We start from the raw sequence: 19759 nt of genomic DNA, 5'->3' as shown, positions 1-19759 counted from the left end.
TGATGTAAGAATAAAGACAACAAAACTCACCGCCAGCGGCAGGAAAAAAAAGCCATCAACAAAATGGCAAGAATGTACTTTAAATTCCCTTTCATATTTACTTATTCCTGCGTTTTATACATCGGCACGTAGCCGACATCCTGCACCAGGTGCTGTCCCTGCGGGCTTAAAAACCACGCCACCAGTTGCTGCGTTTCTGCTGAGGTATGTTCCCGGGTGACCATATAGACATCAACCGTGTACGGGTAGCTGCCGTTACGTATATTCTCAACCGTCGGCGCAATGCCATTGATGGACAGCAGCTTGATATGTTTATTGCTGTTCATCTGCGTCGCGTAGTAGCGGAAGGTGTAACCAATCGCCCCGCGCGTATTCTGATATTCGGCCACTTCGCGGATGACGCCCTCCATTACTGTGGAAAACTCACTTTTCTTTGGCGGCAGCATCGGGACGCCCTTCATGACTTTTGCCAGCATCACCGTCTGGCTGCCAGAGTCCTCCGGGCGCTGCCAGGGCTGAATAGCTTTACTGGCGCCGCCGACATCGCTCCAGCGGGTAATTTTGCCGCTAAAAATCGCGCGGATTTGCTCCTCGCTAAGCGACTGGACCGAATTACTTTGATTGGCTATAAACACAAACGCTTCGCGGGCAAAAGGGGTATAGACCAGCTTAACGCCCGCATCCTGCGCGCGCTGTTTTTGCCCGGCTGAAGGTTGGACGACAAAAATGATATCGGTTTCGCCAGTAATTATGCTGCGCCAGGCATCCGGCGTGCGGGACTCGTGTAAATAGTCTCTGGTGGAAAACGTAGCAGGTAGGGTATTCAGGGCATAAAACGCTGACGCATAGAGCGGATATGCCGCCGTGGCCCCGGCCATCCGCGGCCAGTTTTGCGTAAAACGTAATTGCGGCGGTCCCTGTAATGGGGTGAGTTTACTGCAGCTTCCCGGCGCGAAATTGCCGGTATTAATCGACTCGAGAACGCTATTGTTTCTGCTGACAGAAGGATATTTTTCCTCATGTAGCCACGCCTGATAGAGCGCATACGCGCCCAGCAGCGCCAGTACCGCAAGTAGAATACAGCGGCAGAGCGATGCATTCCTGGCGATGGGTACATGCCTGTACGGCCAGTAATATCCCAGCGTAAAGCACAGCTGTGAGCCAACGGGTATCACCACGATCCCCCAATACCAGCCGCTCAGAGCCGATAGCACGCTAATACCAAACCATGGAAGCAGGAACGTAGACAGCCAAAAAAAGTTGAGCTGCTTAAAGCTGAGCTCCGCCCGCTGCAGCATGATAATCCAGGTCAGAAGCGCCATCAGCGCAGGCAGTAATAAGAGGCTCTGCCGCCAGCCGGCCAGCAATGCCGACTCTTGTTTATCTGACCATACCCGACCGCTGGCAAACATCAGCGCCGCGCCCGCCGCGAACATCAGGTAAGCTATCGCCGTGGCGGCCGTCTGTGATTCGCCAAATAGACCAGTAACCAGCGCCAGGCCGCCGCCGACCATCGCCAGCACCAGAGCCGCGACGTGCGTTAATATCGGCACGCCAAAAAAGGCCAATATCACTGACAGCAACAACCATTTCGTGTTTTTCATTTGTTATTCGCTCATCCCTGCGATGACGGAAGTATAAGCTGCTTAGTTCCTTGCGCCTCCCGGGCACTTTTCTGAAATTCCGGCATAAAAAAACGGGGCCATTTGGCCCCGTTCCCACAGGTTACATGACTACAGTCGAACCGGATCGATATGCCAGATATGGTCGGCATACTCTTTAATCGTGCGATCGGACGAGAAGTAACCCATATTAGCGATATTCAGCATCGCTTTATTGGCCCACTCCTCCGGATGACGGTACAGCTCATCCACCTTATCCTGACAATCCACGTAGCTACGGTAATCCGCCAGAACCTGATAGTGGTCGCCGAAGTTAATCAGCGAATCCAGCAGGTCGCGGTAACGTCCCAGTTCAGACGGACTAAACAGGCCGGTGCCAATCTGCGTCAGCGCCTGGTGCAGCTCTTCATCCTGCTCGTAGTAATCACGCGGTTTATAGCCATTGGCCCGCAGGGCTTCAACTTGTTCCGCCGTATTACCGAAGATAAAGAAATTATCCGCCCCAACGTGCTCCTGCATCTCAACGTTAGCGCCATCCAGAGTACCAATGGTTAACGCGCCGTTAAGCGCGAACTTCATGTTGCTGGTACCGGACGCCTCCGTCCCTGCCAGAGAGATCTGCTCGGAGAGATCCGCCGCCGGAATGATCAGCTGCGCGAGGCTAACGCTGTAGTTAGGAATAAACACCACTTTCAGCTTATCGCCAACTTCCGGATCGTTATTCACTACCGCCGCGACATCATTAATTAAATGAATAATATGCTTCGCCATATAGTAAGCCGAAGCCGCCTTTCCGGCGAAAATATTCACTCGCGGTACCCACTCAGCGTCAGGATCGGCTTTGATGCGATTGTAGCGAGTGATCACATGCAGCACGTTCATCAACTGACGTTTGTACTCGTGAATACGCTTGATCTGCACATCAAACAGCGCCTTCGGGTTGACGACCACGTTAAGCTGCTGGCCGATGTAGTTCGCCAGCCGCTGCTTGTTTTCCAGCTTGGCCTGGCGTACCGCCTGATTGACCTTCGGATAGTCGATATGCTGCTCCAGCTCCTTCAGCTGACTTAAATCCGTGCGCCAGGTATGACCGATATTTTCATCCAGCACTTTTGACAACGGCGGATTCGCCAGTGCCAGCCAGCGGCGCGGAGTCACGCCATTCGTGACGTTGGTGAAGCGCATCGGAAAAATTTTGGCAAATTCGGCAAACAGCGACTCAACCATCAGCCGGGAGTGCAGCTCCGACACGCCGTTGACCTTGTGGCTTACCACCACCGCCAGCCACGCCATACGGACGCGACGCCCGTTAGACTCGTCGATAATCGACGTACGACCCAGCATCGCCGTATCGTTGGGATACTGCTCCTGCAGGGTCTTCAGGAAGTAGTCATTAATCTCGAAAATAATCTGCAAATGACGCGGCAGAATTTTACCCAGCATGTCGACGGGCCAGGTCTCCAGCGCTTCGCTCATCAGGGTATGGTTGGTATAAGAGAAGACCTGGCAGGTTACCTCGAACGCCTCATCCCAGCTGAACTTGTGCTCGTCAATCAGCAGGCGCATCAGCTCCGGAATCGACAGCACCGGGTGCGTGTCATTGAGATGAATCGCGATTTTATCCGCCAGATTGGCGTAGGTTTTATGCAGCTGGTAGTGGCGGCTGAGGATATCTTGTACCGTCGCCGACACGAGGAAATACTCCTGGCGCAGGCGCAGTTCGCGCCCGGAATAGGTGGAGTCATCCGGATAAAGTACCCGCGACACGTTCTCGGAGTGGTTTTTATCTTCCACCGCCGCGAAGTAGTCGCCCTGATTAAATTTACCGAGGTTAATCTCGCTGCTGGCCTGCGCGCTCCACAGACGCAGCGTATTGGTGGCGTCGGTATCAAAACCCGGGATAATCTGATCGTAGGCTTCAGCAATAATCTCTTCGGTTTCCACCCAGCGTGAATGTTTACCTTCCTGCTGAATGCGGCCGCCGAAACGCACTTTATAGCGCGTATTGTGGCGCTCAAATTCCCACGGGTTACCATACTCCAGCCAGTAATCCGGGGACTCTTTCTGCCGCCCATCGACGATGTTTTGCTTAAACATGCCGTAGTCGTAGCGAATACCGTAGCCACGGCCCGGTAAACCCAGCGCCGCCAGCGAGTCAAGGAAGCAGGCGGCCAGACGCCCCAGGCCGCCGTTGCCCAGGCCCGGGTCATTCTCTTCATCAATCAGCTCTTCAAGATTCAGCCCCATCTCTTCCAGCGCGCTATTCACATCTTCATAAATACCTAGCGATAACAGCGCGTTGGATAAAGTACGGCCAATCAAAAATTCCATCGACAGATAGTATACCTGGCGCACCTCCTGAGAGAGCTGCGCCCGGTTTGAACGTAGCCAGCGCTCAACCATGCGATCGCGAACGGCGAACAGCGTAGCATTAAGCCATTCATGCTTGTTCGCGATAGCCGGATCTTTACCGATAATAAACATCAGTTTATAAGCAATAGAGTGCTTTAACGCCTCAACGCTCAGGGTGGGTGATGAGTAGCTAAAAGGTACATTCATAGCTTTGCTCCTGGTTACAGCAAGCGTTGATAAAGTTCGCGGTAAGAGTTTGCGGCAACCTGCCAGCTAAAATCCATATTCATCGCCTGGCGCTGGACGTAACGCCAGAGCGATGGGCGCGACCACAGGACGAACGTGCGTCGAATGGCCCGCAGCAGCGACACAGCGTTGCTATCTTCAAAAACAAAGCCGGTAGCCAGACCGTCGGCGAGATTCTCCAGCGAGCAGTCGGAAACGGTGTCTGCCAGACCGCCGGTGCGCCGCACCAGCGGTAGCGTGCCGTACTTCAGGCCGTACAGCTGGGTCAAGCCGCACGGTTCAAAACGGCTGGGCACCAGAATCACATCGGCGCCGCCCATAATGCGGTGAGAGAATGCCTCATGGTAGCCAATCTGGACGCCGACTTTGCCCGGATGCTCGGCCGCAGCGGCCAGGAAGCCCTCCTGCAGTACCGGATCGCCAGCCCCCAGCAGCGCCAGCTGACCGCCCTGCTCCAGCAGGCCCGGCAGCGCCTCCAGCACCAGGTCCAACCCTTTCTGGCTGGTCAAACGGCTAACCACGGCAAACAGCGGCGCTTTATCATCCACCTTCAGCCCCATGGCGATTTGCAGCTGACGTTTGTTCTCAGCCTTCTCTTCCAGCCGATCGCGGTCATAGCGCGCGGCCAGCAGCAGGTCGCTTTCCGGATTCCAGATATGATCATCCACTCCGTTGAGGATCCCCGAAAGGCGGCCCTCATGCTGTCGCTGGCGCAGCAGCCCTTCCATCCCGTAAGCGAACTGCGGCTCGGTGATTTCGCGGGCATAGGTTGGACTAACCGCCGTAATATGGTCGGCGTAGTAAAGACCCGCCTTCAGGAAGGAGATCTGACCGTTAAATTCGAGGCCATGAACGTTATAGAACGACCAGGGCAGCTCAATGTCGTTCATATGCCACGAGTAGAACATCCCCTGATAGGCCAGGTTATGCACCGTAAAGACTGACTTCGCCGGGTGGCCGCGCGCCGCCAGGTAGGCAGGGGTCAGCCCCGCATGCCAGTCGTGGGCGTGAACAACATCGGGACGCCAGAAAGGATCCAGGCCGCAGGCCATCTCGCTGCCTACCCAGCCCAGCAGCGCGAAGCGCAGCACGTTGTCGGTATAGGCATGCTGATTGGTATCGTGGTAAGGGCTCCCCGGACGATCGTAGAGATGCGGAGCATCAATCAGATAGATGCCCACGCCGTTAAAGTGGCCGAACAGTAAAGTGATACGCCCGGCAAACGTCTCCCGGCGCGTTACCACCTGCGCATCCGTCACGCCGCGGCGGATATCAGGAAACGCGGGCAACAGTACGCGCGTGTCAACGCCCCCGGCAATTTGCGCTGCAGGCAGCGCGCCGATCACATCCGCCAGTCCACCGGTTTTTAACAGCGGGAACATCTCTGAACATACATGTAATACCTGCATTAGCGCTCCTGTGGGTACCCCAATTTCCGCAGCATGTCGCGGGTGACCAGCACGATACCTTCCTCCGAGCGGTAGAAACGGCGTGCATCCTCTTCCGCGTTCTCACCAACAACCATACCTTCCGGTATCACGCAGGCACGGTCAATAATGCAGCGACGCAGGCGGCACGAACGGCCAACCCAAACCTCTGGCAGCAAGACTGCCGAATCAATATTACAGAATGAATTCACCCGCACGCGCGGGAACAGCACCGACTGCACAACCACCGAACCGGAGATGATACAGCCGCCGGAGACCAGCGAGTTGAGGGTCATCCCGTGGCTACCCGAGCGGTCCTGAACGAATTTCGCCGGAGGCAAAGGCTCCATATGGGTGCGAATCGGCCAGTTCTGATCGTACATATCCAGTTCCGGGGTCACCGAAGCCAGATCGAGGTTGGCTTTCCAGTACGCTTCCAGGGTCCCGACATCCCGCCAGTAGGGCTCAGACTGCGGATCGGACTGCACGCAGGAGAGCGGGAAAGGATGTGCATAAGCCATGCCAGCTTTGGTGATTTTCGGAATGATGTCTTTACCAAAATCGTGGCTGGAGCTTTCATCGCTGTCGTCTTCTTCCAGAAGCTCATAAAGGTAATCCGCGTCAAAGACATAGATACCCATACTCGCCAGCGATTTGCTCGCATCGCCCGGCATCGCCGGAGGGTTAGCCGGTTTTTCGACGAAATCGATAATCTTATCGCTCTCGTCCACCGCCATTACGCCGAACGCCCGTGCTTCTTCAATAGGCACCGGCATACAGGCAACGGTGCAACGCGCGCCTTTTTCGACATGGTCGATAAGCATCCGCGAGTAGTCTTGTTTGTAGATATGGTCGCCGGCGAGGATGACGACATACTCCGCCTTGTAGCGACGAATGATGTCGAGGTTCTGCGTCACCGCGTCCGCGGTGCCGCGATACCAGTTTTCTCCCTGCATCCTTTGCTGGGCGGGCAGCAGGTCAACAAACTCGTTCATCTCTTCATTGAAAAAAGACCAGCCGCGCTGAATATGCTGCACCAGAGTATGCGATTGATACTGGGTGATGACGCCGATACGACGAATACCTGAGTTAATACAGTTAGATAACGCAAAATCGATAATACGGAACTTGCCGCCGAAATGGACAGCAGGTTTCGCGCGTTTATTGGTCAGATCCTTCAGACGGGTACCACGTCCCCCGGCAAGGATCAGCGCAACGGATTTGATCGGCAACTGACGCGCCAGCATCAATGGATCGTTCTTTTCTACCCCAACCATAATTAACTCCTTTTTTACTCCCCAGCTTGCCTGCCCTTCTCGTCGCGCCGCCGCTTCGAGACCAACCGGAAGCCCCGAGGTTACGACCTTTGAAATACGCACACTCCGTGCGCGGGCCCATGCCAGACAGCCATAGTGACCGGATTATCCTCTCCGGCGAAAGGTGGAATGGCGCGCCATTCCCCCGCGGGTAAAACCATCTCTGCCACCTCGGCGGTGGCGTTCAGCGCCATCAGCCAGCGATCGGATAATATGATCTGCATGCGCGGCGCACCGTGCTGCCATTCATCAGCGGACAGCGGCTGAGCATGTTGGTTTAACCAGCGAACGCTGCCGTCTCCCTCCTGCCACCAGCGATTATCGGTTAAAGCCGAAATACGCTGGCGCAGATGAATCAACGCGGTGGTGAACGCGGTCAGCCCGCGGTTAGTATGGTTCCAGTCCAGCCAGGTCAACGCATTGTCCTGACAGTAAGCATTGTTGTTACCATGCTGGCTGTGACCGTGTTCGTCACCCGCCAGCAGCATCGGCGTTCCCTGCGCCAGCAGTAGCGTCGCCAGAAGAGCGTGAACGCTGGCACGGCGCCGCTCAATGACGGCAAGACTCCCTTCTAATCCTTCTATACCATGATTGTTGCTGTAGTTATTGTTAGTCCCATCGCGATTCTCCTCCCCGTTTGCCTCATTGTGTTTCTGATTGAAACAAACGCAGTCGCGCAGGGTGAAACCATCGTGCGCGGTGACCAGATTAATCGCCGCCGACGGCGCTCTGCCGTTACGCTGGAAAACGTCGCTCGATGCGGCAAAACGCAGCGCGAAGTCGCCCAGCGAGACGTTCTGCTGTAGCCAGAATCGACGTGCGGTATCGCGGAAATGGTCGTTCCATTCAGCAAACAACGGCGGAAAGTTACCGACCTGGTAGCCCCCGGGACCGATATCCCAGGGCTCGGCAATCAGCTTCACTTCCGCCAGCCGCGGATCGTTACGAATGGCCTCAAACAGCGGCGCATCCTGACGAAACTCCGGCGTCCGCCCCATTACCGAGGCGAGGTCGAAACGAAAACCGTCGACGTGGCACTCATCGACCCAAAAGCGCAGACACTGGCGCGCATACTCCACCACCCCGGGATGGCTGAGGTTGAGGGTGTTCCCGCAGCCGGTCCAGTTGTGGTAATCACCGTCTTCCCTGATCCAATAATAGCTACGGTTGTCGATTCCGCGCAGGGAGAAGGTCGGCCCTTCCAGGTCTATCTCCGCGCTATGGTTCAACACCACGTCAAGGATCACTTCAATACCTGCCGCGTGCAGCGCTTTTACCGCATCGCGAAATTCGTTTAACGCCTGCTCCGGCGCGCTGGCGTAGCGCGTATCGAGGGCAAAAATCGCCAGCGGGTTGTAGCCCCAATAGTTGCTTAACCCCATCCTCTGCAGACGCGGTTCGCTGGCGAACTGCGCCACCGGCATTAACTCTAGTGCAGTAATGCCGAGCGTGCGGAAGTATTCGATCATCACCGGATGACCCAGCGCTTTGTAGGTGCCGCGGATCTCTTCCGGCAGCTCAGGGTGCAGCCAGGTCAGCCCCTTGACGTGGGCTTCATAAATCACCGTCTGGCCCCACGGCGTGCGCGGCGGCTTATCGCCGCGCCAGTCATAATGGAGGTCGATTACCCGCGACTTCGGCGCTATTGCCGCGCTATCGCGGTTATCGGGAACGCTATCGCCGCCGTGAAGTCGCTCGTCGTCAGGCAGTCCGCCATCCACCTGGTGGCAGCAGGGATCGAGCAGCAGCTTTGCCGGATTGAAACGGTGCCCCTGCGCCGGGTCCCAGGGGCCGTGGACGCGGTAGCCGTAGCGCAGACCTGGCCCGACATCGGCGAGCCAGCCGTGCCAGATATCGCCGCTGCGTGCGGGCAGGTCGACTCGCCGCTCATTGCCCTGCTCGTCAAACACGCAGAGTTCCACCCGCTCCGCATGGGCGGAAAAGAGCGCGAAATTCACGCCCTTACCGTCGTAGCTGGCCCCTAAAGGCGCGGGCTTTCCTGCCGTGAGTGCGATCATTGCGCCTCCCGCACCAGCCATACCGTCGCCAGCGGCGGCAGCGTAATGGAGAGCGAGTGTTCACGACCGTGGCTGGCGATCGGGTCGCTCTCGACGACGCCGCCGTTGCCGGTATTGCTACCGTGGTAGTGCATAGAGTCGGTGTTCAGCTCTTCACGCCAGCGGCCAGGCTGGTTGATGCCAAAGCGATACTCATGGCGCGGCACTGGCGTGAAGTTGCTGGCGACGATAATTTCGTTACCCGCCCTGTCGCGACGAACAAAGATAAAGACCGAGCGCTCGTGGTCGTCCACCACCAGCCATTCAAATCCGTAGGGGTCAAAATCCAGTTCATGCAGCGCTTTATGGTGGCGATAAGTATGGTTGAGGTCGCGCACCAGCCGCTGAACGCCGTGGTGCCAGTTATCGCCGCCTTCCAGCAGATGCCAGTCGAGGCTTGTATCGTGGTTCCACTCTCGCCCTTGAGCAAACTCATTGCCCATAAACAGCAGCTTTTTACCCGGGAAGGCAAACAGCCAGCCGTAGTACGCGCGCAGGTTAGCGAACTTCTGCCAGGCATCGCCCGGCATACGGTCGAGAATCGATTTTTTGCCGTGCACGACCTCATCATGAGAGAGCGGCAGGACAAAGTTTTCGGTGTAGTTGTAGAGCATACCGAAGGTCATCTTGTCGTGATGATGTCGGCGATGCACCGGGTCCAGCTTCATATAGTCGAGGGTGTCGTGCATCCAGCCAAGGTTCCACTTGAACCAGAAGCCGAGCCCGCCGGTGGAGGAAGGACGAGACACGCCGGGGAAATCGGTCGACTCTTCCGCCATCGTCACCGCGCCCGGCGTCTGCTCGCCCAGCACGCGGTTGGTATTGCGCAGAAACTCAATGGCTTCAAGGTTTTCCCGACCGCCGAATTCGTTCGGCACCCACTCGCCCTGTTTGCGGCTATAGTCGCGATAAATCATTGATGCCACCGCATCAACCCGCAGCGCGTCAATGCCGAAGCGTTCGATCCAGTACAGCGCATTGCCGACCAGATAATTACTGACCTCGCGACGACCGTAGTTGTAAATCAGGGTGTTCCAGTCCTGGTGGTAGCCTTCGCGCGGGTCGCTATGTTCATACAACGAGGTGCCGTCAAACGAGGCGAGCGCGAAATCATCCGCCGGAAAATGGCCGGGTACCCAGTCCAGAATCACGTTCAGGCCCGCAGCGTGCGCGGCGTTGATAAAGTAGAGGAAATCCTCCCGGGTGCCGAAGCGACGAGTTGGCGCATATAGCCCGGTTGGCTGATAGCCCCAGCTGCCGTCAAACGGATGCTCATTAACCGGTAGTAGTTCAAGATGGGTGAAGCCCATCCATTTGGCATAAGGCACCAGTTGGTCGGCAAGCTCGCGGTAGCTCAGCCAGAAGTTATTATCGGTATGGCGACGCCAGGAGCCGAGGTGCACCTCATAAATCGAGATTGGCGCATCAAACTGGTTAGCCAGCTTGCGCTCCGGCGGCTGCTGGACCTTTTCCGGCAGCCCGCAGATGAGCGAGGCGCTATCCGGGCGCATCTGCGCTTCAAAAGCGTAAGGGTCGGACTTCACCCGCAGGTTGCCGTGGGCATCAATCAGCTCGAATTTATACAGCTGGCCGTTCAGCGCGCCGGGAACGAACAGCTCCCAGATGCCGGACTCTTTACGCAGGCGCATCGGGTGGCGGCGACCATCCCAGTAGTTAAACTGGCCGACGACCGACACCCGACGGGCGTTAGGCGCCCAGACCGAGAAACGCGTGCCGACCACGCCGTCCATAGTATCGGCATGCGCGCCCAACGTTTCATACGGACGCAGGTGCGTGCCTTCCGACAGCAGCCAGACATCCAGATCCTGCAGCAGCGGGCCAAAACGGTACGGGTCATCGATCAGATTCTGCTGCCCGTGCCAGGTGACAGCCAACTGATAACGAAAAGGATTTTTACGACGCGGCAGAGCGCCGCTAAAGAAACCGCGCGAGTCGAGGCATTCCAGCTTGCCGACTTTGCGTCCGGTTTTTGGTTCAATGACCCACACTTCGGTGGCATCGGGTAATAATGCACGAACTTCCAGCCCGGCGTCGGTGTAATGCATGCCAAGCACGGAAAAAGGATCCGCAAAATGGCCGGCGATAAGCGCATTAATCACGTCCTTATCGATACGATTAGACATGGTTTCATCCTGTTGTAGGTGTCGCCCTTTCCTGTATCTGGCGACTTTTTTTTGACCTGAACGGCGCAGCACGTTACGCGTCCCCCTGCTCCGTCCCACCTTCAGGTAAGGAGACGTCATGACTCCTTACTTAAAGCATAGCCAAGGCTGAGTTACCTCCGTTGGGAAAAATCTAACATTCGCGTTTACTCCTTGTATTACGCAAAAAAAAGGGGTGTTTCAACACCCCTTTTCTCATCTTGTGACGACTACGCCAGCTGTCTTAGCATACGGCGGAGCGGCTCGGCGGCCCCCCACAGTAGCTGGTCACCAACGGTGAACGCCGACAGATACTCCGGCCCCATATTCAGTTTACGCAGGCGCCCCACCGGGGTGGTCAGGGTGCCGGTGACGGCAGCCGGGGTCAGCTCACGCATAGTAATATCACGATCGTTCGGCACCACTTTGGCCCACGGGTTGTGCGCGGCCAGCAGTTCTTCAACGGTCGGAATAGAAACATCTTTTTTCAGCTTGATGGTAAACGCCTGGCTATGGCAGCGCAGCGCGCCAACGCGAACGCACAGGCCGTCTACCGGAATCGGTGAGGCGGTCGCGAGGATTTTGTTAGTCTCCGCCTGGCCTTTCCACTCTTCACGGCTCTGGCCGTTATCCAGCTGTTTGTCGATCCATGGGATCAGGCTGCCCGCCAGAGGAACGCCAAAGTTATCCACCGCCAGTTCGCCGCTGCGGGTCAAAGAGGTGACTTTGCGTTCAATCTCCAGGATTGCGGAAGCCGGATCCGCCAGCTCAGCCGCAACATGGCTGTGCAGCTGGCCCATCTGGGTCAGCAGTTCGCGCATATGACGCGCACCGCCGCCGGAAGCCGCCTGGTAAGTCGCCACGCTCACCCACTCAACCAGATCCTGAGCAAACAGGCCGCCGAGGGACATCAGCATCAGGCTAACGGTACAGTTGCCGCCGACAAAGGTTTTAACGCCGTTGTTCAGACCTGCGGTAATGACATCCTGGTTCACCGGGTCAAGAATAATGATGGCGTCGTCTTTCATGCGCAGCGAAGAGGCGGCGTCAATCCAGTAGCCCTGCCAGCCGCTTTCACGCAGCTTCGGGTAAATATCGTTGGTGTAATCGCCGCCCTGACACGTGACAATAATGTCCAGCGCCTTCAGTGCTTCCAGATCGAATGCATCCTGAAGCGTGCCACCGGTACTGCCACCAAAGGATGGAGCAGGCTGCCCCAACTGGGAGGTGGAGAAAAAAACAGGGCGAATGGCGTCAAAATCGCGCTCTTCTACCATGCGTTGCATGAGGACAGAGCCGACCATTCCGCGCCAGCCGATAAAACCAACATTTTTCATAACGTATTCCTGCGAGGTGTGTGCTGTTTGTTCCAGGCCAGTTTCCTACTGGTTAGTCCTTCACATTACAAAATGCAGCTAAAGTCGCAAGTGAAATTAATCAATGATTGCCAGGCAATCAGTAACGCAGCTAATTTTGCCTGGCGGCCGCCGTCACTGGCACCCCGGAATACCCGAATAATTATCAGGGAATTTAGATTGAGAAGGGAATATTTTCCGCCGCTATTTTATTGATCAAGATTATGGATTACAGCAGAAATTGGGTTGTTTTATTCTTGCGGAGAAGACCGATAAAACCAGGCGTGGCGTGGGTTTGTGAGCCGTATGACGTTTATCGTATTTCTGATAGTGGCAGATCGGGAGAGGGTTAAAGCTAAAGGTTTTCGATATAAGTCGAGCATGAAATTAACCCGGCATCGCTTCGCTCCGCCGGGTTATCACTTTGGCGTTTAGCTCAACAGCGTAAACGCAATCATACCAACAATCGCCCCGACGGTGCCGAGGATGGTTTCCATCATCGTCCAGGTTTTCAGCGTTTGCGCTTCGGTCGCGCCGGTAAACTTGCCGAACAACCAGAAGCCCGCGTCGTTAACGTGGCTGACCACGATAGAACCGCCGGCGATACAGATAGAGAGCGCCGCCATCTGCGCGCCGCTGTAGTGCAGCTGTTCAATAACCGGCATCACCAGCCCGACTGCCGTCAGGCAGGCAACGGTCGCGGAACCCTGAATAATACGCACCGCCGCCGCCAGCACGAAGCAGGTGATGGCAATCGGCAGGCCCATACCGGTTAACGCTTCACCGAGGGCAGGGCCTACGCCGGAGTCGACCAGCACCTGTTTAAACACCCCGCCCGCACCGATGACCAGCAGGATGATGCCCGCAGGCTGGAGCGCATGACCGCAAATCTCCATCACCCGATCTTTAGCCATTCCCTGACGTACCGCCAGACCATAGATAGCCACCAGGCACGCCACCAGAATCGCGGTAAACGGATGGCCGATAAACTCAAACCATTCGTAAGCGGTAGAACCTTCCGGCACAAAGCGCGCGGCGATGGTTTTCAGGCCAACCAGCACCAGCGGCAGCAGAATCAGCGACAGGCTGAAGCCGAACGACGGCATTTTGCCTTCGCCAAGGTGTGGCTCGCTAATATCGTCCGGAATGTGCAGTTCAACATAGCGGCTGATGAAGTTACCCCACAGCGGCCCGGCAATAATCATCCCCGGGATAGCGGCGCACAGGCCAATCAGGATCATCCAGCCAAAGTCGGCATGCATCTGCGAGGCGAGCAGCATCGGCGCAGGCCCCGGTAGCAGGAACGCGGCCGCGGCGGCTACGCCAGCAAACAGCGGGATCACCAGCTTCACAAGGTTGGTGCCGGTATGGCGCGCCATTGAGAAAGCCACGCTGATCAGCAGCACGATCGCCACTTCAAAAAACAGCGGCAGCGCGCAGATAAGCCCGGCCAGACCTATCGCATAATGGGCGCGATTGTGGCCGAAAGATCTCAGCATCTTAACGGCAATCTGGTCGACCGCGCCGGTTTCATGCAGGATCTTACCAAACATAGCCCCTAACGCGACGACGATAGCCAGAAAACCCAGCGTGCCGCCCATGCCTTTTTCCATCGTCGCCGCGATCTTATCTAACGGCATTCCGGAAAAAAGCCCTGCTCCAATAGAAACCACCATCAAAGCCACGAAGGCATGCATACGCGCCTTCATGACTAAAAACAGCAGCAGCAAAACGGAGCCGACTGCTGTCAAAACAAGCGTTAATGTACTCACTAGTTACTGCCTTTGTTGATCACCTCAATGGTGCTGGCGACCACGCCTTCCAATGACTGGTCGATATCGACGATTAACACATCGCTTTCATCCGCGCCCGGTTCCTGCAGCGTCTCAAACTGCGTAACCAGCATCTGAGTCTTAAAGAAGTGGCCTTTACGCGCCTTCAGACGTTGTTCGATAACCGCAAAATCGCCTTTCAGATAGATAAAGGAGAGGTTCGGGTTACCTTTACGCAGGATGTCGCGATAGCTCTTTTTCAACGCGGAGCAGACAATCAGCGACACTTTATTGGTGCGCTGCATAGCAAAGGCGGCATCGTTCAGCGCCTGCAGCCACGGGGTGCGGTCGTCATCATTTAACGGTTCGCCGGAAGCCATCTTGTTGATATTGCTGCGCGGATGAAGAAAGTCGCCGTCGAGAAACGCGGCGTGCAGTTGATGCGCCACTTCGCTGGCGACAGCGGATTTCCCGCTGCCGGAAACGCCCATCAGGACATAGATGTGGTGATCATGGTTAGTCGTGCTCAAAGCTTCCTCCCACTGGACACATACGCGCAGCCTGGCAGCGTTTAACGGCGTGGAATACTGGCGTACAGATTAATTGTTACGGGTAACTGTTATCGGTAACATTGTCATGCCGGAGTAGTGGAGAAGCAATAACCATTCGTGCCAGATGTGAATATGTGTGATCTACTTCAAATTTGTCAGTTTAAATAGATCCGCCCGGTGACAATGTGAAACCTAAATCTAACATCTTAGGCGTCACCGCTTCACCGCGTATCCGCGCCAGCAGACGTTCAGCGCCAATCCGTCCCATACGCTCACGCGGCGTCAGCACGCTGGCCAGACGCGGCTCCATCACCTGGCCAATATCGTGGCCGTGGAAACCGGCAATCGCCATATCGTCAGGGATTTTAAGCCCCAGCCGCTGGCACTCAAACGCTGCGCCGACCGCAAGGTCATCGTTGGTACAGAAAATGCCGTCAAGCTGCGGATATTCGCGACGCGCCTGGCGCATCAGCTCAATTCCCGATGAATAAGAAGAAGACTGCTCAACCATCACGCTGTAGGGCGTCATACCGGCATCAAGCATCGCTTGCTCATACCCCTTCTGTTTGATGATAGTACGTTCATCAAGACGTGCGCCAAGATAGGCAACGTGACGGTGACCATGATTAATAATCGCCGCGGTCATCTGTCGGGCCGCTTCAAAGTTATCAAAGCCGACGGCGATATCGAGGCACGGCGACTGACTGTCCATCAGCTCCACAACCGGGATACCCGCGACTTCAATCATCTTCAGGGTTCGCGGCGTATGGGTCCGTTCGGTAAGGATCAGGCCGTCAATATTCCAGGAGAGCATCGATTCCAGGCGTTTTTCTTCCATTTCCGGCTTATAGCCGTAGTGCGCCAGCATAGTCTGATAGCCGAAAGAGTCGGTTACGCTTTCAATACCGCGCAGCACTTCCGAGAAGACCTGGTTAGTTAACGAGGGCAGCAGCACGCCAATGGCGCGGCTGGTAGCATTAGAGAGGATATCAGGGGCGCGATTAGGAATATAACCCAGTTCATCGAGAGCAACGGCAATCTTGCCACGCAGCGCTTCGGAAACCTGTTCCGGGTTACGTAAATAGCGACTGACCGTCATTTTGGTCACGCCGACAAGATCGGCTACATCCTGAAGTACGGGTCTTTTCTTTTTCATCGTCCTGACTGTGATAAACGGGAGACATTTTCTCAGTTTATCACGGACAAAGCCCAACCTTCCCGGAGAAAAGAGGGCTAACAGATTAATTTAGAGTGGATACGCAAAATCATTCAAGTTGCATTGAGGCGGCAACGCAACGAACCCCCGGAAGCGTACAAGGGGTACGCGACCGGGGTGAGTAAGGAGAGCCAACAAAAATGCGGCTTGAAGGATGACGCGTATCAGACTGGCGGCAGATCGAACAGCAGTATCTCGCTATCGCCGTCAGCATGCACGGAAATCGCCTGCTCGTCCCAAATGGCCAGGCCATCGCTGGTGGTGGCTTTTGTCCCGTTAATCGTCACATCACCTTTTACCACCTGGATCCACACCCGGCGTTCGGCGGCAATCTGATGCACCGACTGCTCATCTTTCAGCAGTGCCCAGCGGTACAGTTCCATATCCTGGTACACTTTCAGCGAGCCTTCGCGAGCATCCGGCGACAGCACCAGCTGTTTGCCCTGAACGGCGTCAAAGCGGCGCTGTTCGTAGCGCGGAGTGATGCCATTTTTTTCCGGCATAATCCAGATCTGGTACAGATGCAGTTTTTCCGTGGCGCTTGGGTTGTACTCAGAGTGACGAATACCGGTACCCGCGCTCATGATCTGAAACTCACCCGCCGGAACCTGCTCTTTGTTACCCATGCTGTCCTGATGCTCCACGGCCCCTTCCAGCACGTAGGTCAGAATTTCCATATCTTTATGCGGATGGGTACCGAAGCCCTGGCCTGCGTCGATCACGTCATCGTTGATAACCCGCAGCGCCGAAAAGCCCATAAAGTCAGGATCGTAATAGTTCGCGAAAGAGAAAGTATGCCAGGAATCCAGCCAGCCGTGGTTAGCGTGGCCGCGTTCGTTAGCTTTGCGTAAGTAGATCATGTTGCACCCCCGTATGTTTTCGATGGGATAAGTGTGGACCCAATCCCCTGGCGATCATAGAGGGTGAAAATTGACTCCTCTGTTCAAAAAATATGAACAAGTACAGAGGAGCCGGAGTTGCTTATCCTGCAAGGGTTATAGTGGCGGGAGACGGCTGCTCAAAGCCGCGTTCAAGGATCTCGATATTCGTGAGAACCTCAGATTCCTTGACGAAATTAGGCTGGCCGTTAACGAGGGTTTCATACAGCGAATCATAGACGCGGCCATAGTCGCCGGTTTCGAGCGGAACCTCTTCCCGTACGGTTTCCCCGGCCTCATTGACGTACTCCAGCAGGCCCAACGTATCGTCCGCGCCGAATCCTGGCTCACCGGGCATGATATTCGCCTTCAGGCTGGTCTCCTGCTGGTCGATACCGTATTTAATAAATGACCCTTTATGACCATGGACGATGAATTTTGGGTAGGGCAGCTTCACCAGATGGCTGGATTTAACAATCGCTTTCAGATTGCCGTAGAACAGCTGGGCCTCAAAAGTATCGTCCGGGTTGGCCTGGTTGCGCAGGCTACGAATGTCGTAAGACACATGATCCGGGCGGCCAAACAGAGCAATAATTTGGTCCATGGTATGGACCCCCAGACCATAGAACGTCCCATCCTGCGGTAGGCCAGGCTTTCCACCATCTATCGGGCGATAGTTATCGAAATGGTTTTCAATCTCGACGAGCTCCCCCAGTTTGCCGCTCTCAATGACTTTCTTCGTGGTCAGAAAGCAGGAGTCAAAGCGGCGGTTCTGGTACGGAGTGACCGTCAGCCCTTTGCTTTTCGCCAGCGCGAATAGCGTCTTCGCCTCGTCCAGTGTCGGCGTAAAAGGCTTTTCGACCAGCACATTTTTACCCGCCTTCAGCGCCCGTTTGGCATAGTCAAAATGGCTGTCCGCGTGGGTACACACGATCACCAGCTTGACCTGCGGGTCGTTAAGCACTTCATCGAGATCGCTGGTGAAGTGGATGTGCGAATACTGCGGCGCCTGCTCCTCCGGCCTGGCGCTGCGGCGGAAGATATGCGCCACATGCCAGCGGTCTTTTCGGTGCAAAACATAGGGAAGATGGTAGCGGGTGGTACTTTTGCCGAATCCAATAAATGCGCAGTGTAAAGTCATAACGCTGTCCTTAGTTAATATCGCTGCTATTAACCATAGCGCAAGCCAGCAGCGAACTTAAACCCTACATTCAGAGGGGTATATTCTGAAATGTTAAATTTACCGTTCAAAATGATTGACCCCGCAGACTAATTTCTGGATAAGAGAACCCCTCAGGAAGAGAACATTTTTTATCCAGCGCGCTGGCGGGCGGTAAGCCGCATCGTCCTTCTCTTTTCCAACCCACGATGACTAAGGAGTAGCCATCTCATTCGCATGGAAAGCAAGTATTTAGCCATAAATAGCGCTCTTCTCTTCTGGCTGCTTGGCCTGCTGGCATGGTGCTTCGAATCCACGTACATGGCCTTGTTATCTGGTTCTTTCTCCCTGTCATCCTTCGTTTTTCATTTTCAATACCATCGGGTTAACCATATGTTTAAAAAGAATAAAACTATCGACGTTACGCCACAGCCAGCCAGCGTACCCGCGCCGGTCAACGACAAAGTCACCTCTGCGGCCAGGAAGCCGGATACCACGGTCATCGCCAGCGGCATGCGCTTTGAAGGAAACATTATTGCGGCGGGTAATGTCGATATCTACGGCACAGTGAGCGGCGATATCGACGCGAAAGAGAACCAAATTAAGATCATGACCGGCGGCCTGCTGGAGGGAAACATTACCTGCCGCGAACTGGTTATTGACGGCTGCGTCATCGGCCAGTGCAGTAGCGATACCATTGAAATCGATAAAAACGGTAACGTCACCGGAACGCTGGCCTACCGTACGCTGGCCATTAAAAAGGGCGGCGTGTTTTCCGGCCAGGCAGAAGTGCTGCCGCCGGTCGCGGAAAAGAACAACGTGGTGGGATTCATCACAGATACCGCGGTAGAAACAAAAGAGAGAGCGGAAGCGCATACTGCCGAAGCGGCGCAGTAACCTACATCCGGGCGCAGGCTGAAAAAAAGCAAAAAAAAAGCCAGCACCCGGCTGGCTAAAGTAATACTGGAAGCAATGTGAGCAATGTCGTGCTTTCAGGCTTTCCGCAAGGGTCTCCCTGAACGCAGAGCAATAATAATCATTCTCATTCGCACTTGTCCACCTCTTTTTGCAAAAAATAGTCGTTGATCCCTCTTTTAAAGTCAGTGATGTTTAGAAGGACGATTAACCCATCAAGGAAAATGAAGAATGAGCGACATAGTGATACGCCATGCCGAAGCCAAAGATTACGACACAATCCGTCAGATCCATGCTCAGCCGGAGGTATATCGCAATACGCTACAGGTTCCTCATCCTTCCAGCCATATGTGGCACGAGCGACTAACCGACCGACCGGGCGTCAAACAGCTGGTCGCCAGCATAGATGACCAGGTCGTGGGACACCTCGCCATTGAGGTTATCCAGCGCCCGCGCCGGAGCCACGTCGCCGATTTCGGCATTTGCGTGGATTCACGATGGCACAATCGCGGCGTTGCCAGTGAGCTGATTCGCACCATGATCGACATGTGCGACAACTGGCTCCGCGTTGACCGTATTGAGTTGACGGTGTTTGTGGATAACGCTCCCGCGGTTGCGGTATATCAGAAATTAGGCTTTGAAATTGAAGGGACGGGGAGAAAGTACGCCCTGCGCAACGGCGAATATGTCGATGCCTACTTTATGGCGCGGCTGAAGGGGTGAAGCTCAAC

The 19759-nt window shown here is 55.4% G+C and carries 14 protein-coding genes; 2 read left to right on the top strand and 12 right to left on the bottom strand.

Going from position 1 to position 19759, the window contains the following annotated elements:
- Positions 1-101: 101 nt before the first annotated feature.
- From IAE27_RS17160 to IAE27_RS17105, 12 genes are all read right to left on the bottom strand, one after another.
- Complete coding sequence (locus IAE27_RS17160) at positions 102-1604, bottom strand: PstS family phosphate ABC transporter substrate-binding protein (protein WP_070555781.1); 1503 nt, start codon at positions 1602-1604, stop codon at positions 102-104.
- 129 nt (positions 1605-1733) lie between these two features.
- Positions 1734-4181: a glycogen phosphorylase gene (gene glgP / locus IAE27_RS17155; RefSeq protein ID WP_070555783.1), complete on the bottom strand. Its 2448-nt coding sequence runs from the start codon at positions 4179-4181 to the stop codon at positions 1734-1736.
- A 14-nt stretch (positions 4182-4195) separates the two neighbouring features.
- Positions 4196-5629 carry a glycogen synthase GlgA gene (glgA, locus tag IAE27_RS17150; RefSeq protein ID WP_004106486.1) on the bottom strand — a complete coding sequence of 478 codons (1434 nt, stop codon included), beginning with the start codon at positions 5627-5629 and terminating at the stop codon, positions 4196-4198.
- The gene (glgC, locus tag IAE27_RS17145; RefSeq protein WP_004106488.1) at positions 5629-6924 is read right to left on the bottom strand and encodes a glucose-1-phosphate adenylyltransferase; all 1296 of its coding nucleotides are present in this window, start codon (positions 6922-6924) and stop codon (positions 5629-5631) included. Before glgC ends, glgA begins: the two co-directional genes overlap by 1 nt.
- 80 nt (positions 6925-7004) lie before the next feature.
- On the bottom strand, positions 7005-8981 hold the full coding sequence (gene glgX, locus IAE27_RS17140) for a glycogen debranching protein GlgX (protein WP_154022572.1): 1977 nt from the start codon (positions 8979-8981) through the stop codon (positions 7005-7007).
- Positions 8978-11164 carry a 1,4-alpha-glucan branching enzyme gene (glgB, locus tag IAE27_RS17135; protein WP_154022573.1) on the bottom strand — a complete coding sequence of 729 codons (2187 nt, stop codon included), beginning with the start codon at positions 11162-11164 and terminating at the stop codon, positions 8978-8980. Before glgB ends, glgX begins: the two co-directional genes overlap by 4 nt.
- A gap of 248 nt (positions 11165-11412) precedes the next feature.
- Positions 11413-12519, bottom strand: coding sequence for an aspartate-semialdehyde dehydrogenase (gene asd, locus IAE27_RS17130; RefSeq protein WP_004106493.1), 1107 nt, complete (start codon positions 12517-12519; stop codon positions 11413-11415).
- 449 nt (positions 12520-12968) lie between these two features.
- Complete coding sequence (gene gntU, locus IAE27_RS17125) at positions 12969-14309, bottom strand: gluconate transporter (RefSeq protein ID WP_004106495.1); 1341 nt, start codon at positions 14307-14309, stop codon at positions 12969-12971.
- Positions 14309-14839, bottom strand: coding sequence for a gluconokinase (gene gntK / locus IAE27_RS17120; RefSeq protein ID WP_004106496.1), 531 nt, complete (start codon positions 14837-14839; stop codon positions 14309-14311). Before gntK ends, gntU begins: the two co-directional genes overlap by 1 nt.
- A 181-nt stretch (positions 14840-15020) precedes the next feature.
- Entirely contained in the window at positions 15021-16016 is a 996-nt protein-coding gene (gene gntR, locus IAE27_RS17115; RefSeq protein WP_004106498.1) for a gluconate operon transcriptional repressor GntR, read from the bottom strand.
- Between the two features lie 224 nt (positions 16017-16240).
- A complete protein-coding gene (locus tag IAE27_RS17110) occupies positions 16241-16936 on the bottom strand; it encodes a pirin family protein (protein ID WP_004116022.1) in 696 nt (231 codons plus the stop codon).
- Between the two features lie 121 nt (positions 16937-17057).
- Complete coding sequence (locus tag IAE27_RS17105) at positions 17058-18095, bottom strand: oxidoreductase (protein WP_049129143.1); 1038 nt, start codon at positions 18093-18095, stop codon at positions 17058-17060.
- 255 nt (positions 18096-18350) lie between these two features.
- Here IAE27_RS17105 and IAE27_RS17100 point away from each other — a divergent pair, with 255 nt between their 5' ends.
- Both IAE27_RS17100 and yhhY read left to right on the top strand, forming a co-directional pair.
- The gene (locus tag IAE27_RS17100) at positions 18351-19010 is read left to right on the top strand and encodes a bactofilin family protein (protein ID WP_004106503.1); all 660 of its coding nucleotides are present in this window, start codon (positions 18351-18353) and stop codon (positions 19008-19010) included.
- Between the two features lie 249 nt (positions 19011-19259).
- Complete coding sequence (yhhY, locus tag IAE27_RS17095; RefSeq protein WP_064373621.1) at positions 19260-19751, top strand: N-acetyltransferase; 492 nt, start codon at positions 19260-19262, stop codon at positions 19749-19751.
- Positions 19752-19759: the final 8 nt, after the last annotated feature.

This window comes from Klebsiella sp. S69 (genome assembly GCF_016516145.1).
Lineage (GTDB): Bacteria > Pseudomonadota > Gammaproteobacteria > Enterobacterales > Enterobacteriaceae > Klebsiella > Klebsiella oxytoca.
This window is presented reverse-complemented; position numbering and strand designations above follow the sequence as displayed.

What these genes read in the sequence shown, in the direction of transcription:
- IAE27_RS17160 (WP_070555781.1), bottom strand. Translation starts at nt 1,604, where the DNA reads ATGAAAAACACGAAATGGTTGTTGCTGTCAGTGATATTGGCCTTTTTT.
- glgP (WP_070555783.1), bottom strand. Translation starts at nt 4,181, where the DNA reads ATGAATGTACCTTTTAGCTACTCATCACCCACCCTGAGCGTTGAGGCG.
- glgA (WP_004106486.1), bottom strand. Translation starts at nt 5,629, where the DNA reads ATGCAGGTATTACATGTATGTTCAGAGATGTTCCCGCTGTTAAAAACC.
- glgC (WP_004106488.1), bottom strand. Translation starts at nt 6,924, where the DNA reads ATGGTTGGGGTAGAAAAGAACGATCCATTGATGCTGGCGCGTCAGTTG.
- glgX (WP_154022572.1), bottom strand. Translation starts at nt 8,981, where the DNA reads ATGATCGCACTCACGGCAGGAAAGCCCGCGCCTTTAGGGGCCAGCTAC.
- glgB (WP_154022573.1), bottom strand. Translation starts at nt 11,164, where the DNA reads ATGTCTAATCGTATCGATAAGGACGTGATTAATGCGCTTATCGCCGGC.
- asd (WP_004106493.1), bottom strand. Translation starts at nt 12,519, where the DNA reads ATGAAAAATGTTGGTTTTATCGGCTGGCGCGGAATGGTCGGCTCTGTC.
- gntR (WP_004106498.1), bottom strand. Translation starts at nt 16,016, where the DNA reads ATGAAAAAGAAAAGACCCGTACTTCAGGATGTAGCCGATCTTGTCGGC.
- IAE27_RS17110 (WP_004116022.1), bottom strand. Translation starts at nt 16,936, where the DNA reads ATGATCTACTTACGCAAAGCTAACGAACGCGGCCACGCTAACCACGGC.
- IAE27_RS17105 (WP_049129143.1), bottom strand. Translation starts at nt 18,095, where the DNA reads ATGACTTTACACTGCGCATTTATTGGATTCGGCAAAAGTACCACCCGC.
- IAE27_RS17100 (WP_004106503.1), top strand. Translation starts at nt 18,351, where the DNA reads ATGGAAAGCAAGTATTTAGCCATAAATAGCGCTCTTCTCTTCTGGCTG.
- yhhY (WP_064373621.1), top strand. Translation starts at nt 19,260, where the DNA reads ATGAGCGACATAGTGATACGCCATGCCGAAGCCAAAGATTACGACACA.